Annotated in this window: 22 protein-coding genes and 1 pseudogene; 18 read left to right on the top strand and 5 right to left on the bottom strand. The window is 32.8% G+C overall.

Annotation, left to right across the window (positions count from 1 at the left end; translation table 11 throughout):
• Positions 1–426 (top strand): annotated as a pseudogene (locus CD147_RS12075) (N-acetylmuramoyl-L-alanine amidase); the annotation flags it as partial.
• 218 nt (positions 427–644) lie between these two features.
• Here the strand turns inward: CD147_RS12075 and CD147_RS05405 are convergent.
• Complete coding sequence (locus CD147_RS05405) at positions 645–1,640, bottom strand: metal ABC transporter solute-binding protein, Zn/Mn family (protein WP_103166416.1); 996 nt, start codon at positions 1,638–1,640, stop codon at positions 645–647.
• Positions 1,641–2,784: 1,144 nt separating this feature from the next.
• On the bottom strand, positions 2,785–3,306 hold the full coding sequence (locus CD147_RS05400) for a hypothetical protein (RefSeq protein WP_103166415.1): 522 nt from the start codon (positions 3,304–3,306) through the stop codon (positions 2,785–2,787).
• A 335-nt stretch (positions 3,307–3,641) separates the two neighbouring features.
• Between CD147_RS05400 and CD147_RS05395 the strand changes: the two genes are divergently transcribed.
• The 6 genes from CD147_RS05395 to CD147_RS05370 all read left to right on the top strand — a co-directional run bounded on the left by CD147_RS05395 (position 3,642) and on the right by CD147_RS05370 (position 9,424).
• Positions 3,642–4,715: an NAD(P)H-dependent flavin oxidoreductase gene (locus CD147_RS05395; RefSeq protein WP_103166414.1), complete on the top strand. Its 1,074-nt coding sequence runs from the start codon at positions 3,642–3,644 to the stop codon at positions 4,713–4,715.
• Between the two features lie 126 nt (positions 4,716–4,841).
• Positions 4,842–5,690, top strand: a complete 849-nt coding sequence (locus CD147_RS05390) for a DUF72 domain-containing protein (protein ID WP_103166413.1) — start codon at positions 4,842–4,844, stop codon at positions 5,688–5,690.
• A 13-nt stretch (positions 5,691–5,703) separates the two neighbouring features.
• Positions 5,704–6,531 (top strand): sulfite exporter TauE/SafE family protein, encoded by an 828-nt coding sequence (locus CD147_RS05385; protein WP_103166412.1) that lies wholly within the window; start codon positions 5,704–5,706, stop codon positions 6,529–6,531.
• 21 nt (positions 6,532–6,552) lie between these two features.
• Positions 6,553–7,872 carry a bifunctional metallophosphatase/5'-nucleotidase gene (locus tag CD147_RS05380; protein ID WP_103166411.1) on the top strand — a complete coding sequence of 440 codons (1,320 nt, stop codon included), beginning with the start codon at positions 6,553–6,555 and terminating at the stop codon, positions 7,870–7,872.
• Between the two features lie 142 nt (positions 7,873–8,014).
• Complete coding sequence (gene lipA / locus CD147_RS05375; protein ID WP_103166410.1) at positions 8,015–8,935, top strand: lipoyl synthase; 921 nt, start codon at positions 8,015–8,017, stop codon at positions 8,933–8,935.
• A gap of 99 nt (positions 8,936–9,034) precedes the next feature.
• The gene (locus tag CD147_RS05370; RefSeq protein ID WP_103166409.1) at positions 9,035–9,424 is read left to right on the top strand and encodes a YutD family protein; all 390 of its coding nucleotides are present in this window, start codon (positions 9,035–9,037) and stop codon (positions 9,422–9,424) included.
• Positions 9,425–9,536: 112 nt separating this feature from the next.
• Here the strand turns inward: CD147_RS05370 and CD147_RS05365 are convergent, their stop codons facing one another.
• The gene (locus CD147_RS05365) at positions 9,537–9,803 is read right to left on the bottom strand and encodes a DUF3055 domain-containing protein (protein ID WP_037548938.1); all 267 of its coding nucleotides are present in this window, start codon (positions 9,801–9,803) and stop codon (positions 9,537–9,539) included.
• A gap of 103 nt (positions 9,804–9,906) precedes the next feature.
• Here CD147_RS05365 and CD147_RS05360 point away from each other — a divergent pair, with 103 nt between their 5' ends.
• From CD147_RS05360 to dltD, 8 genes are all read left to right on the top strand, one after another.
• Positions 9,907–10,341: a DUF86 domain-containing protein gene (locus CD147_RS05360; RefSeq protein ID WP_103166408.1), complete on the top strand. Its 435-nt coding sequence runs from the start codon at positions 9,907–9,909 to the stop codon at positions 10,339–10,341.
• Positions 10,341–11,129, top strand: coding sequence for a TIGR01457 family HAD-type hydrolase (locus CD147_RS05355; RefSeq protein ID WP_103166407.1), 789 nt, complete (start codon positions 10,341–10,343; stop codon positions 11,127–11,129). Before CD147_RS05360 ends, CD147_RS05355 begins: the two co-directional genes overlap by 1 nt.
• Positions 11,130–11,149: 20 nt before the next feature.
• Positions 11,150–12,115, top strand: a complete 966-nt coding sequence (locus tag CD147_RS05350; RefSeq protein WP_103166406.1) for a 2-hydroxyacid dehydrogenase — start codon at positions 11,150–11,152, stop codon at positions 12,113–12,115.
• 427 nt (positions 12,116–12,542) lie between these two features.
• The gene (locus CD147_RS05345; protein WP_167409772.1) at positions 12,543–12,668 is read left to right on the top strand and encodes a teichoic acid D-Ala incorporation-associated protein DltX; all 126 of its coding nucleotides are present in this window, start codon (positions 12,543–12,545) and stop codon (positions 12,666–12,668) included.
• 14 nt (positions 12,669–12,682) lie between these two features.
• Positions 12,683–14,140 carry a D-alanine--poly(phosphoribitol) ligase subunit DltA gene (gene dltA, locus CD147_RS05340; protein WP_103166404.1) on the top strand — a complete coding sequence of 486 codons (1,458 nt, stop codon included), beginning with the start codon at positions 12,683–12,685 and terminating at the stop codon, positions 14,138–14,140.
• Positions 14,137–15,351, top strand: a complete 1,215-nt coding sequence (dltB, locus tag CD147_RS05335; RefSeq protein WP_103166403.1) for a D-alanyl-lipoteichoic acid biosynthesis protein DltB — start codon at positions 14,137–14,139, stop codon at positions 15,349–15,351. The genes dltA and dltB overlap by 4 nt, the downstream gene beginning before the upstream one ends.
• A 15-nt stretch (positions 15,352–15,366) precedes the next feature.
• Entirely contained in the window at positions 15,367–15,603 is a 237-nt protein-coding gene (dltC, locus tag CD147_RS05330) for a D-alanine--poly(phosphoribitol) ligase subunit 2 (RefSeq protein ID WP_103166402.1), read from the top strand.
• Positions 15,600–16,769: a D-alanyl-lipoteichoic acid biosynthesis protein DltD gene (gene dltD / locus CD147_RS05325; RefSeq protein ID WP_103166401.1), complete on the top strand. Its 1,170-nt coding sequence runs from the start codon at positions 15,600–15,602 to the stop codon at positions 16,767–16,769. Before dltC ends, dltD begins: the two co-directional genes overlap by 4 nt.
• A gap of 334 nt (positions 16,770–17,103) precedes the next feature.
• On the opposite strand, the gene CD147_RS05320 is transcribed toward dltD, so the two are convergent.
• Positions 17,104–17,346 carry a NifU family protein gene (locus CD147_RS05320; protein WP_103166400.1) on the bottom strand — a complete coding sequence of 81 codons (243 nt, stop codon included), beginning with the start codon at positions 17,344–17,346 and terminating at the stop codon, positions 17,104–17,106.
• A 103-nt stretch (positions 17,347–17,449) separates the two neighbouring features.
• Here CD147_RS05320 and CD147_RS05315 point away from each other — a divergent pair, with 103 nt between their 5' ends.
• A complete protein-coding gene (locus CD147_RS05315) occupies positions 17,450–17,782 on the top strand; it encodes a YuzD family protein (RefSeq protein ID WP_103166399.1) in 333 nt (110 codons plus the stop codon).
• Between the two features lie 177 nt (positions 17,783–17,959).
• Here the strand turns inward: CD147_RS05315 and CD147_RS05310 are convergent, their stop codons facing one another.
• A complete protein-coding gene (locus tag CD147_RS05310; protein ID WP_103166398.1) occupies positions 17,960–19,024 on the bottom strand; it encodes an NAD(P)/FAD-dependent oxidoreductase in 1,065 nt (354 codons plus the stop codon).
• Between the two features lie 345 nt (positions 19,025–19,369).
• On the opposite strand from CD147_RS05310, the gene CD147_RS05305 reads away from it, so the two are divergent.
• Together CD147_RS05305 and CD147_RS05300 are read left to right on the top strand one after the other, a co-directional pair.
• The gene (locus tag CD147_RS05305) at positions 19,370–19,615 is read left to right on the top strand and encodes a YuzB family protein (RefSeq protein WP_103166397.1); all 246 of its coding nucleotides are present in this window, start codon (positions 19,370–19,372) and stop codon (positions 19,613–19,615) included.
• An 11-nt stretch (positions 19,616–19,626) separates the two neighbouring features.
• The gene (locus CD147_RS05300) at positions 19,627–19,986 is read left to right on the top strand and encodes a HesB/IscA family protein (RefSeq protein ID WP_103166396.1); all 360 of its coding nucleotides are present in this window, start codon (positions 19,627–19,629) and stop codon (positions 19,984–19,986) included.
• Positions 19,987–20,302: the final 316 nt, after the last annotated feature.

Genomic DNA, 20,302 nt, shown 5'->3' with positions numbered 1-20,302 from the left:
GAAATTCGTGATGGTTGGGCTAGAGTATACAGTGCTAGCAATAACGGTTTTGTATGGTATGAACGTCTTATCGTTAAAGATATTTACAAAACTTCAGGTGGAAGTAAATTAGCGAATAAACCGAATAAACAAATAGTTAACCAAAAAAACAAACTAGATAGTACTACTGGATTAAAAGTTGGTAGTATTCCACCTAAAAGTATGAAGAAATCATCTAAGGCTAGATTTAGAGCAAGAGTTGATCATTACGGAGCCACTTTAGTTAAATTTAAAGGTAAGGAATGGTATACAACAAACGATGTTTATAGAGCGGGTTATAGCCAATTTTATGTATTTGAAGTTAAAGACGGTTGGTGTCGTGTTTATTCAAAAAATAACAACGGTTGGATATGGTATGAGCGTTTAAGAATTGCAAAAGTATTCTAGTGTGTTATACTATGTATAGAACATTACCTGAGCCCTCCAATTTAGGGTAGTCCTAGCGACTGCCCTATTTTTTATGCTATAATCAATTCACATGCAGTCATAAATATTTCCTCTTATATTTATAATCGCCTACGCATGTCACTGGGCGGTTTTTATTGTTTATGAAATATATCATTATAAAAAAGACACTTATATTTAAATAAGTGTCTTCTTAAGTATTAGTTTTTTAATGCTTTTTCTATACTTTCAATATTTTTCTTCATAAATGACTGATAAGTATTCTTACTGTTATCTTGCTCTTTAGTATGTGACCCCATATTATAAAAATCAATAGTTTTAGCATTTGTATCATTTATAACAGTATTAGTTATTTTTTTAGATACATTTTCTTCGGTTAAAACGTGTTTAATATTTTTCTTTTTAATGTCCTTAGCAATATTTGTAATATCTTTTTGACTAGGTTCTTCAGCACTCATATTTTCGATACCCTCTTGTTTAAAATTGTATCTATCTGCTAAATAACCTATTGAATCATGAGAAATATAAACAGTTTCACCTTCGTGACCTTTTACAGCTTTTTTCATGTCGTTGTCGATTTCTTTTAGTTCTTTATTTAGTTTTTTATAATTTTTTTCATAGTAGTCTTTATGCTTTTTATCTTTACTAACTAATTCATTTTTGATATCTTTAGCAAATTTTTGTGATAACACGGGATCTAACCAAACGTGTGGATCATACTTACCATGATCATGATGCTCATGTTCTTCTCCATGTTCATGCTCATGTTCTTCTCCATGTTCATGCTCGTGTTCTTCGCCTTTTAATAAGTCTGATTTAGTATTTAGATTAGATTCAAGTGATAAAGTTTTATCCTTGTTGTCAATGGATTTACTAATTTTTTTTGCGACAGGATCTAAGTTGTCACCAGTATAAATAAACAAATCTGACTTACCTATACTAATCATGTCTTTTTGACTAGGGTCATATGTATGTGGATCCATCCCTTTTGGATAAACAGATTTAACATCTACATATTTACCACCTATTTGATTTGCAAATGATTTTAGAGGATATACAGTAGTTTTGATTTCAAGTTTATCCTTACTTGTAACTGATGAACTATTGTTTTCCTTATCTTTTGTACCACAAGCTGTTAGCGATAAAGCAATGATACCAGTAAAAATTATTAGAAGTAACTTTTTAAAATTTTGCATTATACCTCTCCTTTTAGAACGTAATTGTTACGGTTTAAAATTATACACTAAATATAATAAACTTCAACAGTATAATAAAAATGGGACTTATAACTTTTGTATGAATAAAAGACAACTGATAACTTATTATGTAGATCAATTATATAGCAATAAAGGTTAAATACAGATGAAGTGTATTTAATATAAAACAGTTGTTTACTTTAAGATATTCAGTAATAAATTTTAATAATTTGATTCCTTCTTAGTTTAAATCGTGTATTATACGTTACGAGGCCATTTTCTATGATTTTTACTAACATATTTTTATGTTATAATATACCTAACGATAACGTCTTATCGATACTATATTCTACTAGCCACGTTCATATGAGCGTGGCTTTTTATTTATCAATATGTTATTCTTTACTTGGAGCTCCTCTGCTGCAGCTCCCAAAATAGACCTTTCAAATACTTAAGCCGCACTCTTAATTGAGTGTGGTTTTTTGATACCATTTTTGATACCATTTTGTTTTGAATATAAATATTTATTCACTATTTAAATTTTAAAAACCCTATTAAATCAACATTTTTAGCAATTATAAACTATAAATATTTATACATTTAATCGAAATGGAAGGTTCTATCGGTTAATCTATCGATATTATCTACTTTTAAATATGTTTATAGAATTATAGTTAAAGGTGTCCATCGTTTATTGATGGACACCTTTTTTGGTGTTCTATACTTGTGGTTAGGACCTAAATGCCAAAATATTGAGCCTGGGACATAAATGCCAAATTAATAGCGTAGAGGTGATTCAATCGTGAATCGCCTCTACGCTTCCTTTTATCAATACTTCGTATTGTTTGGCTCGCATTTCCTAGGGGGATGGGTCGAGCCACGGTCTCGATGCTCATCCTATTCCCTCAGGAGTCTCGCCAACAATACTACGTTATATACATGTACTTTTACATTAAAATACTTTAAAAAATAAGACACTTTCGTATAATTTAATAAATACCAATAAACTAAATTAACGAGGTGTCTTATGTACAAAAATTATAACATGACTCAACTTACACTATTAATAGAATCTTTTTTTAAAAAAGTTTTATAGTTTCATTGTTTCTTATAAATTTACCTTTTCATTCCACGCAAAAAGACTTTATTGATTAGCACCAGGCACTCCAACATCATCAGCCATACCCGGGCGACCTGTTTTTTTAGTTTCGTATTCTACGTGAGCTTGTTGTTCCTCGTTCCAAGCGATACCATAATTAGAATTTGGTTGATTTCTTAATTGATTAGCACGGTTAGTTTCCCATTGTGATTGTTGATTAATTTCTTGAGATGGTTGTTCTTGAGGTTGCTGTGAGGGCTCTGAATATTGTTGAGTTGTATTTTCTTGATTATTAATAGTCTCGGTTGTTTCCTCATTAATAGACGCTCTATTTTCCTGCACTGTATCTTCTGAACTGTTTGATTTATCGTCGTTATTTTCTTTATCTTCTTTGTCTTTCTTATGTTTTTTGCTTAATTTACTATCTTCAGTTTTTTTATCATCGGCGTTGTTTACTAGGTCATTAGACCTTTTATGATTATCATCGGATTTTGCTTCGTTATCCTTTTGACCACATGCCCCTAAAACTAATAAACTAGCGAATATTAAAACTAAAAATTTTTTCATTTTACATTATCCCCTTTGATATTTTGCGCATATTAGCTAAGCATAATAGTAGTTATTTCAATATTTTTAAAATAAAATTATAATATTACTTATATTCATAGATATATTATATAAAAATATTTGTAAGTTTGCGATATATTGTTTAAAACTTTTGTAAATAATAAAATAAATTTGTGTCAATACAGGAAATTTATTTTTCAAAAATAGTAAATTCAATGATTAGATAGTTAATTATTATCTAAATTAATAAAGTTTATGAAAAAATAGGGTAGGGAATATTTTAATAAAATGTACACATTATAAATTATAAAAGAAACAAAGGGGTTGAATATTATATGTGGTATTCAAATTCATTAACAAAGATGCTAAGTATCAAATATCCAATTATTCAAGCAGGCATGGCAGGAAGTACAACGCCCGAATTAGTAGCGACAGTAAGCAATAAAGGTGGTCTAGGTTGTATCGGAGCAGGATATTTTACTGCTGATAAGTTAGAACAAGAAATACAAAAAGTTCGTTCAATGACAGTTCAACCATTTGGTGTAAATTTATTTGTGCCCAGTCATAACAACTATACCGAGGCTCAAGTCGAACATATGAATGCTTGGTTAAAACCTTATCGTAAAGCACTGGATCTTGAAGAACCTGTTGTAAATATTACTGAAGAGCAACAATTTAACAATGCCATTGAGATGGTTATTAAACATAAAGTCCCGGTCTGTTGTTTTACCTTTGGACTGCCAAGTCAAGAAATTATTTCTAAGCTTAAACAAGCTAATGTGACATTAGTAGGCACCGCTACATCGGTTGAAGAAGCGATTGAAAATGAACGCGTAGGTATGGATATGGTAGTGGCCCAAGGTAGTGAGGCTGGTGGTCATAGAGGCTCATTCTTAGCTAAGAATCAACAGACTCAACCATTAATAGGTACAATGTCATTAGTACCACAGGTTGTTGAACATCTCTCAATACCTATTATAGCAGCAGGGGGCATTATGAACGGTCGTGGCATATTAGCTAGCTTAGTTCTTGGTGCACAGGGTGTTCAAATGGGTACTGCCTTTTTAACAACTGAAGAAAGTGGTGCCAATGAAGTAGTGAAACAAGGAATTCTTAACAGTAAAGAAACAGATACTCGCGTGACAGATGTCTTTAGCGGTAAATTAGCACGTGGAATTAATAATGAATTTGCAGAATCATTGGCTAAATATGACGGTGAGATACCACCTTATCCAGTACAGAATCAATTGACAAATACAATTCGAAAGACTGCTGCTGCGAAAGGGAATAGTAAATGGACGCATATGTGGAGTGGTCAATCACCTCGTTTAGCTAAGCGTCAACAAGTGACTCAATTGTTTGATAATCTTGTCTCTGAAGTCGATGCTTTATTACAAACGATTCATTAATAATTTATTTTTTGAAAATGAATTAACAAACCCTATTTAACGTCCTAAAGTTTAAGTTATGTAAAGATTGTAGTGAACATATGATAACTTAAAATTGATTGTGGTATCATATAGCTGGTGATAAAAATGATTAACATAGGTCTTACTGGATGGGGAGATCACTACTCTTTATATGAGGATATGGAGCGACAGTCGGATAAATTAAAGACGTATGCCAGTCACTTTCCAATTGTTGAGCTTGATGCCTCATATTATGCCATCCAACCAGAACGAAATATACAAAAATGGATAAAAGAAACACCTGACCGCTTCGAATTTATAGTGAAGATTCATCAAGCGCTAACGTTACATGCAGATTATAAAGAATTCGCTGATTCACGAGCGGAGTTATTTGAACAGTTTAAGCTCATGCTTCAGCCATTAATTAAACACCAAAAATTGGCGATGGTATTAGTACAATTTCCACCTTGGTTTGATTGTACTGCTCAAAATATTAAATATATTTTATATGTAAGGCAACAATTAGCAGATGTACCGATATGTGTAGAGTTTCGACATCAATCTTGGTTTAATGAGCAATTTAAAGAGCAGACATTAGCGTTTTTAACAGAACATCAAATTATTCATTCGGTAGTAGACGAACCTCAAGTTAAAGATGGCTCGGTTCCTTTAATTAACCGTATTACTGCTGAGAAAGCGTTTGTACGCTATCACGGTAGAAATAAGCAAGGTTGGACTAAAAAGGATATGACCGACCAAGAATGGCGTGATGTACGATATTTATATAATTATAATAAACAAGAACTGACTGACTTAGCGAATAAAGTAAAGATACTAGAACATAAAGCTAAACAAGTTTATGTAGTGTTTAATAATAATTCTGGAGGCCATGCTGCCCAAAATGCGAAAACATACCAAGATTTATTAGATATAGAATATACAGGGTTAGCACCACAACAATTAAAATTATTCTAAGAGGCGAAATATAATGTTAGTAACAATTATTTTATTAGTTATCATTGGGTTACTGTCAGCAGTTTTAGGTTCATTAGTAGGCATAGGTGGCGGAATTATTATTGTTCCGACACTTGTTTATTTAGGCGTAACGCATCATATATTACACGGTATTACCACGCAAATAGCGATTGGGACATCGTCTGTAATTTTAATCGTTACAGGCTTATCATCATCTATAGGTTATTTAAAAACGAAACAAGTTGATATTAAAAATGGTTCCATTTTTCTATTTGGTTTATTGCCTGGGTCATTACTTGGTTCCTTTTTAAGTCGATATCTAACGCTAGATTCATTTAACTTATATTTTGGTATTTTTATGATTATAGTATCAATACTATTAATGATTAGACATAAAATTAAACCATTTAAAATCTTCGATAAAGAAAAGTATCGTAGAACGTATATCGATGCAGAGGGTGTAACCTATCATTATAGTGTGCCACCTGTATTTGCCTTTTGTGCGACATTAATGATTGGTATTTTGACAGGTCTGTTTGGAATTGGTGGAGGCGCCTTGATGACACCACTCATGTTAATTGTATTTCGTTTTCCACCCCATGTGGCAGTTGGTACAAGTATGATGATGATTTTCTTTTCAAGTGTAATGAGTTCAATAGGACATATCTTCCAAGGGCATGTGGCTTGGTCATATTCAATTATCCTGATAATCTCTAGTTATATAGGGGCCCAAATTGGCGTTAGAGTGAACCGTTCGATTAAGTCGGAAACTGTAGTTACGTTATTACGTACAGTCCTATTAATTATGGGCGTTTATTTAATCATTAAATCTTTTCTTTAAATATATATAGGGGGCATTTAATTGAAGTTAACAATTTATCATACTAATGACATTCACAGTCATTTAAACGAATATGCACGTATTGCATCATATATGGCAGATCATCGACCGAAACTTCAACACCCCTCACTTTATTTAGATATTGGTGACCATGTAGATTTATCAGCACCAGTCACACAGGCGACATTAGGTAAGAAAAATGTAGAACTACTTAATGAAGCGCATTGTGATATTGCGACGATAGGTAACAATGAAGGTATGACTATTTCTCATGAAGCCTTAAATAATTTATATAATGAGGCAAAATTTAAAGTAATATGTACAAATGTCATCGATGAAGAAGGACATTTGCCACATAATATTGCGACCTCTCATATAGAAGAAATTGAAGGCGTACGCTTTCTATTTGTAGCTGCTACTGCACCATTTACGCCTTTTTATCGTGCACTGGATTGGATTGTCACTGATCCTTTAGAAGCGATTAAAGATGAAATTGCTAACCAACATGGTAACTATGACATCCTTATTGTGATGAGCCATGTAGGTGTCTTTTTTGATGAAAAGCTATGCCAAGAGATACCTGAAATTGATGTTATATTAGGTAGCCATACACATCATCATTTTGATCACGGTCAAGTGAATAATGGGGTACTCATGGCAGCGGCTGGCAAGTATGGATACTATTTAGGCGAAGTTAATTTAACTATTGAAAACAAGCAAGTTGTTAATAAAACGGCAACACTTTATCCAGTTGATACTTTACCTGAAGTAGAAACTGGTTATGACGTTGAAGGCAAGGCGTTAATGAGCGAACCAGTCATTGACCAACCGGTTAAATTAACTAGCAAAACAGATGTCATCACAAAAACGTCATATTTATTAGCTGAAAGTGTATATGAATTTACGCTTGCAGACTGTACAATAGTAAATGCTGGTCTTATCGTAAAGTGCGTCGAAGCGGATAAATTAACGGAATATGATATTCACAGAATGTTGCCACATCCAATTAATTTAGTACGAATAAGACTTAAAGGGTCAGAACTAAAAAATGTGATTATTAAAAGTCAGAAACAAGAATATATGCGAGAACATGCTCAAGGTCTTGGTTTCAGGGGCGATATTTTTGGTGGTTATATTTTGTATAATTGCGGATTTATCGAATCTGAACAACGTTACTTTGTTAATGGAGAGGAAATTCAAGACAATGCCACGTACACACTCGGTACAGTCGATATGTATACGTTTGGTAGGTATTTCCCAATGTTAAAAGGGTTATCCATCGACTATTTAATGCCACAATTTTTAAGAGACATCTTTAAAGATAAATTAGTAAGAATGTAGTATGTTGTTTTGTTAAAACGATTAGCGATTAAGACAAAGAATATTGAAGAGAGTTTGAAAATTATAAGTTATTACATTTTAATTTAATGTAAATTTCGTTATAATAGGTAAAGATAGATTATACAGGAGGGTATACGTTGTTATGGCTACTAAAAATGAAGAAATCTTACGTAAACCAGATTGGTTGAAAATTAAGCTTAACACGAACGAAAACTATATTGGCCTCAAGAAAATGATGCGCGAAAAAAATCTACATACAGTTTGCGAAGAAGCAAAATGTCCAAATATACATGAGTGTTGGGGAGCTAGACGTACAGCTACATTTATGATTTTAGGTGCAGTATGTACAAGAGCTTGCCGTTTCTGTGCAGTAAAAACAGGTCTACCAAATGAATTAGATTTAAACGAACCAGAACGTGTAGCAGAATCAGTTGAATTAATGAATCTTAAGCACGTTGTTATCACAGCTGTTGCGCGTGATGATTTAAGAGATGCAGGTTCAAACGTGTATGCAGAAACAGTACGTAAAGTACGTGCGCGTAATCCATACACTACAATCGAAATTTTACCATCAGATATGGGTGGCGATTATGAAGCGCTTGAAACTTTAATGGCTTCTAAACCTGATATCTTAAACCACAATATCGAAACAGTACGTCGTTTAACTCCAAGAGTTCGTGCACGTGCAACTTACGACAGAACTCTAGAATTTTTACGTCGTTCTAAAGAATTACAACCAGACATTCCTACTAAATCAAGCTTCATGGTTGGTTTAGGAGAAACTTTAGAAGAAATCTACGAAACAATGGATGATCTTCGTGCGAATGATGTAGACATTCTAACAATTGGCCAATACTTACAACCATCTCGTAAGCATTTAAAAGTTGAAAAATACTATACGCCATTAGAATTTGGTAAATTAAGAAAAGTAGCTATGGATAAAGGTTTCAAACATTGTGAAGCTGGACCAATGGTACGTAGTTCATACCATGCAGATGAACAAGTTAATGAAGCCGCTAAAGAAAAACACCGTTTAGGCGAAGAACAATTACAACAAAACTAATATAGTTTATTTAAACTGACTTTTTAAAGCTTAGGTTGCATATTTCATATGAAATGTTGTGATCTAAGTTTTTATTATACGAATTAAAGGTGACAAACTATGATTAAAGTAGATCAACAGTATTTTGAAATAATTGAAGACTATAGAGATTGCTTCGATGAAGAATTATTTGCGACGAGATACTCAGATATTTTAGACAAGTATGATTATGTGGTAGGCGATTTCGGATATGATCAACTACGTTTAAAAGGGTTCTATAAAGATGCTAATAAAAAAGCAGAAATCTCTAAGCGTTTCTCAAGTATACAAGATTACATTTTAGAATATTGTAACTTTGGATGCCCTTACTTTGTATTAAGACATTTATCGGATAAAGAGATACAGAGAATAGAACAAGAGAATGACGACCTCGTATTAGGGGAAACAGAAGATAAATTACAGAATGTAAAAATCAAACCTAGTATTCAAGAAGTGAAAAATAACAACTAAATAATAAAGAAAGCTTTTAAACCAAATAGAGACTAGAGCATTCATATGATAATCATTCAACAGTGTGCAATCTCAAGGTTTAAAAGCTTTTATTTATAAAAAGCAATAAAAGTTATTGAATTACTTGGTTTAAATATTCAATTATTTCATCGCTTTCTTCTTGGCTTACACCTAAAATATGGGCAATGTAACCTTCTTCTTCTATATCATCAGTTCCTATAATTCCAAATTTATTAGTTTGCATATTAAGAACTAGCGTTTTACCATAATGACGATCAGTTTGGACTAGCATTAAATCGTAACGGCTATGTTCGCCTACGAAGCCTACAAATTGTACTTGGCTTTGTTCCTCATCGTCATATAAATACATATCTATCATAAGAGATAAAACCCTTTCTATTAATGTGATTAAATTTAGTATAACGACAAATGAATACCTATGCAAAACTGTGATATGATAGACATATTAAGAGGTGACAGACATGTATTTTGTAGATAAAGATAAACTAACGTTAAAACTTGAATATTTGAACCAGTTAACTAAAGATTATGAAGAGCACAAAGCTAACCATTATGCATTTGAACGTATTGCGCAGATGTTAATTGAATCTTCAGTAGATATTGGCAATATGATTATTGATGGTTTTATACTAAGAGACCCTGGAAATTATAAAGATGTAATTGATATCTTAGAGTTAGAAGGTGTTATTACTAAAGAAACGCAACAACATATCAATGAAACTGTAGAAGTTAGAAAACAGTTTGCTCACAATTATACTGAACTTGATAATAACGTTATTCGACCACTCTTCGATAAGACGCTCCCTTATTATAAACAATTTATTCAAGAAGTAATTCAATTTCTTGAGAAAGAGAGTGTTCCATTTACTGCTTTTGGAAAAGGAGAAAATAAGTAATGAAAAATTACAAAGGTTATTTAATCGATTTAGATGGAACAATGTATTTAGGCACAGATGAAATTGATGGCGCAGCACAATTTATCGATTATTTAAATAACAATAATATCCCTCACTTATATGTTACAAATAATTCTACTAAAACACCTGAGGAAGTAACTCAAAAATTAAAAGAGATGCATATTGATGCGAAACCTGATGAAGTAGTAACATCTGCCTTAGCAACGGCTAACTTTATCGCTCAAGAACAAAGCGATGCGACAGTTTATATGTTAGGGGGTAGTGGCTTAAGAACAGCATTGACTGAAGCAGGTTTAACCGTTAAAGATGATGAGAATGTAGATTACGTCGTTATTGGATTGGATGAACAAGTTACTTACGAAAAATTAGCAGTAGCAACGTTAGCAGTTCGTAAAGGCGCACGATTTATTTCTACTAATCCAGATGTTTCAATTCCTAAAGAACGTGGTTTCTTACCAGGTAACGGCGCTATTACTAGTGTAGTAAGTGTTTCAACTGGTCAAGCACCACAATTCATTGGTAAACCAGAACCGGTTATCATGGATATTGCATTAGATATTTTGAAATTAGATAAATCTGACGTAGCCATGGTCGGTGATTTGTACGATACAGATATTATGTCTGGAATGAATGTAGGCGTCGATACGATTCACGTTCAAACTGGTGTTACATCATATGAAGAACTATTAGAAAAAGACAAGCAACCAACATATTCATTTAAAGATTTAAATGTAGCTATTTCTGAATTAGAAAAAGTATTAGAATAAATCAAAGGGGTGACGCTTTTATGGGAAAGATATTAGTCACACGAAAAATACCTGATCAATTTATCGAGCAATTAGAACAATTAGGTGACGTTCACATGTGGGATGATGAATTTGAACCTATGCCTCGGGCACAATTTTTAACAGAATTAGAAGATGCCGAAGCGTGTTTTATTACTTTAAGTGAAAAAATTGATAAAGAAAGCATTGAGCATGCGAAGAATGTTAAAATTATCGCTAATATGGCAGTAGGTTACGACAATATTGATGTAGCATTAGCTAATCGAAATGGGATCGTAATTACTAATACACCCAACGTGTTAACGGAAACAACTGCGGAATTAGGATTTACATTAATGTTAACGGTTGCGCGTCGTATTATTGAGGCACAACAATATGTGCAAAATGGCCAATGGAAAAGTTGGGGACCGTATTTATTATCCGGAAAGGATGTTCATGGTTCGACTCTAGGTATTTATGGTATGGGCGATATTGGGAGAAGTTTTGCGCGCAGACTTCAAGGTTTTAATACTACAATTCTCTACCATAATCGTTCAAGACATGGAGATGCTGAACGTCAGCTAAATGCACAATATGTCTCGTTTGATGAACTGTTAGAACGTAGCGATTTTGTAATTTGTACGGCTCCTTTAACGTCAGAAACGGCTAATAAATTCGATGAAAAAGCATTTTCAAAAATGAAAAAAGATGCCATCTTTATCAATATTGGTCGTGGGGCAATCGTAGACGAGGAAGCTTTAGTTAACGCTTTGAATAATAATGAAATTGGTGGTTGTGGACTTGATGTATTGCGAGAAGAACCTGTACGTCTCGACCATCCATTACTCAAAATGCAAAATGTTGTAATATTGCCACATATTGGTAGCGCATCGGTAGTGACAAGAGATCGCATGATTCAATTATGTGTAGACAATATTAAAGCTGTTCTTCAAGGGAAAGCCCCTGAAACGCCTGTTGAAACTAAATAGTTATTCAAGTAACTTCTTATTGTAGTGGTAGATATTCCATCTAAAACAATGAGAAGTTTTTTCTATCTTAGTTCAACTAACAGTTTTGTTATGCGCTATGTCATTGTGATGTGGACGAATAAGTAATAATATAATGAATATCAATAAAGTGGTAAAACAAGAAATTATATTTGGAGTTAGTGCTTGCAACAATAGTAATTGACAACAATTTTAAGTGACTCTGTATAAACTTTTCTAAAATTTAATTTGCCATAGAAATAGGTATTGCTTATAATAAGGTGTAAAAATAAAATATAAAATTTGTATTTAAAAACTTTGTTTTACAATACCTTCTAGAAAATCAAACTTTCTAAGAACGTGAAAATTCATACGCTAGAAAATGATAGTGAGGTGCAATTTTGCATTGAAAGAAAATAATAACAAAGCAATGCTGTTTTTCGAAAAAGCTAAACCATATTTATTAACCCTACTATATTTAGCTATATTTATTGCGTTGTATCTTATTTATGGATCCGGCGATACACATAATAATTTCATATATAACGAATTCTAATAAGGAGTCAAATTATGTCAGACATCATAAATTTAATAAATGACTTTAGTCAAAACTATCCTGATCGTATTGCAATTAGACATAAAGACGATGAATTAACGTATCAACAATTAATAGACGAATCAAGTAAATTAGCACATTTACTACAAGATACTCAAAAACCTCTAGTGCTATATGGTCATATGTCACCCTATATGATAGTGGGGATGATAGGTGCGATTAAAGCCGGTTGTGGCTATGTACCAATTGATACGTCGGTTCCAACTGATCGGGTTCATATGATTATCAAGCAAGTAGAGCCAGAATTTATTTTGAACACAACTGAAACATCGATAACTAATCATGATGCTAAAGAAATCACTATTCAAGATATTCAACAGTCAGAATATCCAACGGTATTTGATAATCAAATGGCGCTTACAAACGTGGTATATACTATTTTTACATCAGGATCTACTGGAGAGCCTAAAGGTGTTCAAATTGAATATGCTAGTTTAGTAGAGTTTGCAGAATGGATGGTCTCATTAAATGAATCTAATGAACCACAAGAGTGGCTTAACCAAGCACCATTTTCATTTGACTTATCAGTGATGGCAATCTATCCATGTTTAACATCTGGCGGCACTTTAAACTTAGTAGATAAAGATATGATTAATAAACCTAAATTATTAAATGACATGTTAGTTAATACACCAATAAATGCCTGGGTATCAACACCGTCATTTATGGAAATGTGTTTAATGCTTCCAAACCTTAATGAAAGCGCATATCCAAGTTTAAATCACTTCTTCTTCTGTGGAGAAATCTTGCCACATAGAACAGCTAAAGCGTTATTAGACAGATATCCTAAAGCCGTGGTTTATAATACTTATGGTCCGACTGAAGCGACTGTGGCTGTAACTAGTGTTAAAATCACGCAAGACATCATTGAAACTTATAACCCATTACCAGTGGGCGTAGCTCGACCTAACACGACGTTATCTACAACAGATGAGGGAGAACTTATCATTAAAGGTAACAGTGTTAGCCTAGGGTATTTAAATAATAAAGCTAAAACCGAAGCGGTATTTAACTTTGAAGATGGTATTCGACTTTATCATACAGGTGATAAAGCTATTGAAAAGGATGGCCATTGGTTTATTCAAGGACGTATCGATTTCCAAATTAAATTTAACGGCTACCGTATGGAGCTTGAAGAAATTGAAACACAACTTAGACAATCACAATATGTACGAGAAACAATCGTCGTACCAATTTATAAAAATAATAAAGTTGTTCACTTAGTAGGTGCAATTGTTCCTACTGAAGAAGTTAAAGATGACTTAGAAATGACTAGACAAATTAAATCCGAACTTAAATCTCGCTTACCAGAATATATGATTCCAAGAAAATTTGTTTGGATGGAACAACTTCCACTAACTTCAAACGGAAAGCTTGATCGTAAACAAGTAGCTGAGGATATTAACGCATGATTCCTTATGGCACGTTTACCTTCTTCTTAGTTGCTTTTATAGTACTTTTACCAGTTATCATACTCGGATTTCTAGGTAAGCGAAGTTATATCTATAACGGTATAAGTACAGCAATTATGATAGTCATTATTTTTTCATCAGATAAACACAATCTATTTGATAATAAATACTTGAGTATTCAGCTACTATGTTTTGTTATTTATCTGATTTGGCAAGTAGCACTTATTATGGGTTATTATCATTCAAGACAAAAAAATAATACATTCAGTAAATTTGTTATTGTTATGGTATTATCTATCTTGCCATTAGCAATTGTTAAAATTTTACAGAGTTCATGGTTAGGTGGACATCAAATTCACTTCCATGAACATAAATTGATTGAATTTGTAGGTTTCTTAGGTATTTCATATGTTACATTTAAAAGCGTTCAACTTATCATGGAAATTAGAGATGGTTCAATAAAAGAAATTAAAGTAGGTAAGTTATTTCAATTTATTTCTTTCTTCCCAACCGTGTCTTCTGGACCGATTGATCGATACAAACGTTTTGTTAAAGACGATAAAAAAGTGCCTACAAGAGAACAATATAGAGTACTAGTAGCTAAAGCAATTCATATGATTATGCTTGGTTTCCTTTACAAATATATTCTCGCTTATCTGATTAATTCATACGCAATTCATCCATTACTAATGGATTTACATGGTTTTACACATAAGTGGTTATATATGTATGCTTATAGTTTCTATTTATTCTTTGATTTTGCAGGTTACAGTTTATTTGCGGTAGCGATTAGTTATCTTTATGGTATTAATACGCCTCCAAACTTTAAACAACCATTTAAAGCCCGTAACATTAAAGATTTCTGGAATAGATGGCATATGTCATTATCATTCTGGTTTAGAGATTGTATCTATATGCGTACGCTCTTCTATATGTCCCGTAAGAAATTAATGAAAAGTCAGTTTGCGATGTCTAATTTCGCATTCTTGTTAAACTTTTTCATCATGGGTGTATGGCATGGTCTAGAGTTATTCTATATTGTATACGGTATCTATCATGGCCTCATGTTTATTGGTTATGGATACTATGAACGTTGGAGAAAGAAACATCCAGCTCGTTGGCAAAATGGTTTTACTACAGCTTTAAGTATCATCATCACATTCCATTTTGTAGCATTTGGATTTTTAATCTTTTCAGGAAAATTAATATAAAAGGAGTTATAAATTATGGAATTTAGAGAAGAAGTATTAAATTTATTAGCTGATGTTGCGGAAAATAATGTGGTAAAAGAAAACCCTGATGTTGAAATTTTTGAAGAGGGCATTATTGATTCATTCCAAACAGTAGGTTTATTACTTGAAATTCAAAATAGACTAGGTATCGAAGTATCAATTATGGACTTTGATCGTGATGAGTGGGCAACTCCTAATAAAATTGTTGAAGCTTTAGAAGAACTAAGATGAAAATAAAGCCATTTTTACCAATTATTATCAGTGGCGCGATATTTTTAGTTTTTATACTATTACCTGCCAGTTGGTTTACAGGTTTAGTAACTAATAAAGCTGTCGCTGATAATAAAATTTCTTTAACTGACCAAGTACTAAAGGGTACGCTCATCCAAAATAAAATGTTCAGTAGTAATCAATATTATCCTATTTATGGATCAAGTGAATTAAATAAAAAAGATCCTTTTAATCCTGCACTTGCATTACATAATAGAAAAGATACAAAACCAGTATTCTTAGTAGGTACTGGTGGGAATACAGACTTAATTAATGCGATTGAATTGGCTGGTCAATATGATCAGTTAAAAGGTAAAAAGATGACATTTATTATTTCACCTCAATGGTTTAGTACGCATGGCGTTAGCGATAGAGGTATGGCTGCACGTACAACACCAAATCAAATTAATCAGTTATTTCAACAAAAAGATATGCCTTCTGAATTAAAAGAAAGATATGCGAAACGTCTATTGAAATTCAAAAGTACAACGAATAAACCATTTTTAAAAGAAGTTGTTAAAAATCATGGAGAAGTAGATGGTAATTATGTTTCTCGTTTCAAAGAGAATCAACTTCTAAAAATTGAAGCGATAAAAACATATTTCTCTTTAGATAAATCACCTTTATCAGATGTGAGCCCGATAACTAAACCGGATGCATCTTGGGGAACTATGCAAGATAAAGCAGCTCAACTTGGTGAAAAACGTTCTTCTTCAAACGACTATGGCATTCGTAATGAATATTGGAACAAATTAACGCATCAGAAACCAATGAATCATCGTAAATATGAATTTAAAATGAATTCACCAGAGTTTAATGATTTATCATTACTTGTGGATACGATGCATCACGCAGGGGCCGATGTTCAATACGTTATTTTACCTGTTAATGGTAAATGGTATGATCATTTAAATATTCCTCGTTCAACACGTGAACCTGTCTATAATAAAATCCATCAAACTATAGTGAATCATGGTGGTAAAGTTTATGACATGTCAGATAAAGACTATGAAAAATATGTTCTTAGTGATGTTGTTCATGTCGGTTGGAAAGGTTGGGCGTATATGAACGAACATATTGCTCAACATATGAAAGGTGATCAACCTAAAACGTCACACAAAAAATAACAATAAAAAACTGAGGCTGAGCCATTAATATAAAAAATGGTTCAGCCTTTAGTTATGGCAGTAGTTGTCTGAAATGAAGATGCGTTCGAGCTTCACTTTCTTCATTTCTAGCCAACCTTGCCGGGGTGGGACGACGAAATCTTTGAAATTACATTAGATTTCTGTCCCACTCCCTATATTTCTGTCTCACTCTCTAGATTTTGTCGTCTCACTCTCAGATTTTAATATAAAGTATTATATTAGAAATATGAAATATAAAATGACTCCCATCAAAGTACGAGTTGCTTTGATAGGAGTCTTATTAGTCTTACCATAAATATATAATACGAGACGCTTAGAAGACTTGTTCTACTTCAATAACGCCTGGAACTTCTTCATGTAGTGCGCGTTCAATACCAGCTTTTAATGTGATTGTTGAGCTTGGACAAGTACCACAAGCTCCGTGTAATTGTAATTTAACGATGCCGTCTTCAACATCTATTAATGTACAGTCTCCGCCGTCACGTAATAAAAATGGACGTAAACGTTCAATAACTTCAGCTACTTGATCAAACATTGTTGCATTCTCAGTAGGCATGAGATATGTCTCCTTTCAAGTATATTACTTCATAATTCCATTATTTATTTATTATAATAGATAAAGTAAGAAAAATCTATAAAACAAGATGGGGGATTTGAGTATGACTAAAGTGAGTGTAGTAGTATATGGAGCTGATGTGGTCTGTGCCAGCTGTGTGAATGCACCAACATCTAGAAATACGTTTGAATGGATTCAACCTTTATTAGAAAGAAAATATCCAGATATTCAATTTGAATATACGTATATCGATTTTCAAAATCAAACTGAAAATCTTAGCGACCATGATCAACACTATATTGAGCAATTAGAAGAAGATGAATTGTTTTATCCATTAATCACAATGAATGATGAATATGTGGCAGATGGATATATTCAGACAAAGCAATTAACCAACTTTGTAGATAAACATTTTGCGAATAATGAAAATAAATAAATAATGATCAAAATAGCGAGGCTAGACAGTTTGACCTTGATTTTAAACCTAAAAGAGCATTTAAACACTCTATCTTACAGCATTATTTGAGTAACAATGTAAGTAGGTAAATCTTAGTTATTCTATCTAGACCTCGCTTTTACCATTTCATTAAATGGCTAATTATATTAATATACTTTAACCGTTATGATATTTATATAACCATAGTACGCCTGATTTGAGAATATGAGCTAAACGGCCTGTAACGGTGCGATCCATAATATAGGCAAAGCCTTTCTTCTCACCAAGCGAACCTAAGAAGCCTTGCACTTTAAGTTCAGGCATCTTTTCTGGTAATGATTCATTATTCCATTGTTTTTTTAGTACGTCAGCAATTTGATCGCCTTGTAACTCGGCTAATTGAGCACTTGGCGCATGAGGTAAGTCAGCACAATCGCCTACGACATAGACGTTTTTATATGTAGGTACTTGATGATACTGGTTGATAATTACGCGACCACTACGATTAATATCGATAGGTAAGTGCCTTACCACTTCAACCGGTTGAATACCGGCAGTCCAGACGACTAGGTCTACATCTTCAGGTATACCATTGTTGTAGATTTTACCCGGCTCTACTCTGTCTATAAGTGAGTTCGGTACAACTTTAACTTTATTTTCACGGAACCATTTCGCAATATAATTACTTAACTTTTCAGGGAAATTTCTTAAAATTCGCTCGCCTCGATCATACAAGATCACTTCTAGATCTTCACGGCTTTCACGTAATTCACTAGCTAGTTCAATGCCGCTTAACCCAGCACCAACAATACCCACGCTAGCGCCACTTGGTAATTCACTAATACTATGGAAGGTCTCACGTGCTTTAGATAATGTCTGAATACTATGTGTGTATTCTTCCGCGCCAGGAACATTATGATATTTGTCTTCACAACCTAAACCAATAACTAATTCATCATAATCAACTTTAGTATTTCCAACTGAAACGATTTGAGCATCTAAGTCAATGTCGCTAATCTCACCATAAATAGTGTTAATACGTTCAAAATCTGGGAAATTCATACGTACATCACTATCAGATTTTGTGCCCGCAGCTAGCGCATAAAACTCAGGTTTTAGTCCATGGAAAGGCATGCGATCAATTAAAGTTAATGTATAGTCTTCCGGTAAAGCCTCAGGAAGAATGCGTGACATAATGCGCATATTACCATAACCGCCACCAAGTAATACTAAATTTTTCATATGTTATACCCCTTTTTATATGATTTGTGATTCCATTATTAAATGAAAACGACTACCCTTTAAACAAGACAAAATGTGTTAAATTGCTTCATCATCGATATTAAAATAACCAATAGATAAAGGTGTTTATGAAATACATTTCATTGCCCCTTACAATTAAATGTATTATTTATATAAATTTATTATATCTGTTTTTTATAATGACTACAATCAAAGTCCCAAGAACAATGATAATAGACTCATAGACTTTTTGTGCTCTAGCAAATGAAAAATTGAGCTAGTCTAATGCAGTCAGAAGTAAGATTTGTTATAATAATGTAATTAAAATTATGAAGAAGGTGAAGTATGTTTCCATTAGTTGAGTTCTGCATATCAAATATGGCTAAAGGCGGAGATTATGTTTACGATAAATTAGATAATGATCCGGACGTGGATGTGTTAGAATATGGATGTTTGAACAATTGTGGTACATGCTCATGTGGGTTGTATGCGCTAGTAGATGGTGATACTGTTGAAGGTGACACACCTGAAGACTTATTAAACAATATTTATAAACATATAGAAGACAATGATTTTACAAACTTATTATAGGAGGAACTTTGATGCCAACTGTAACATTAACTGAAGCTGCTGCGTACGAAGTAAAAGACATGTTAAAAAGCAATGATATGGAAGACGGCTATTTAAAAATTAAAGTCAATGGCGGTGGTTGTACTGGATTAACATATGGTATGTCTGCAGAAGAGCAACCAGGTGAAAATGACGAAGTTTTAGAATTTTATGGATTAAAAGTATTAGTCGATAAATATGATCAGCCTGTTTTAAATGGTACAACTGTTGATTTTAAACAATCATTAATGGGTGGCGGTTTCCAAATCGATAATCCAAATGCTATTGCTTCATGTGGTTGTGGTAGTTCATTTAGAACTGCTAAAGTAGCTGGAAATCCTGAAAATTGTTAAACCATATTAAAATAAAAAAGTTTTAAAAAGTTCGATTATATATTCTAGATTTAAGTATAAGGCGATTATTTTAAATATAGTCTTGTTGTTGCTTGAAAATGTAGTGTAAAAGCTATAAAATTGATTATGGATTGAACTTTGTCTTTTTTGTGAACTAAAGTTCATAAAACTGAATTGAAAAACAGAGTGTTGACTAAGACTATAAATAGAGATGAACAGTTAGGTTAAGTGCAAAGTTTATGGTAAATCAGACTAACAGATATTAATTGAAATATAATGTACGTTCTGAGCTTTGTTATGTTCTGAAATTTGTAGC

The sequence above is a fragment of the Staphylococcus devriesei genome (genome assembly GCF_002902625.1).
Lineage (GTDB): Bacteria > Bacillota > Bacilli > Staphylococcales > Staphylococcaceae > Staphylococcus > Staphylococcus devriesei.
This window is presented reverse-complemented; position numbering and strand designations above follow the sequence as displayed.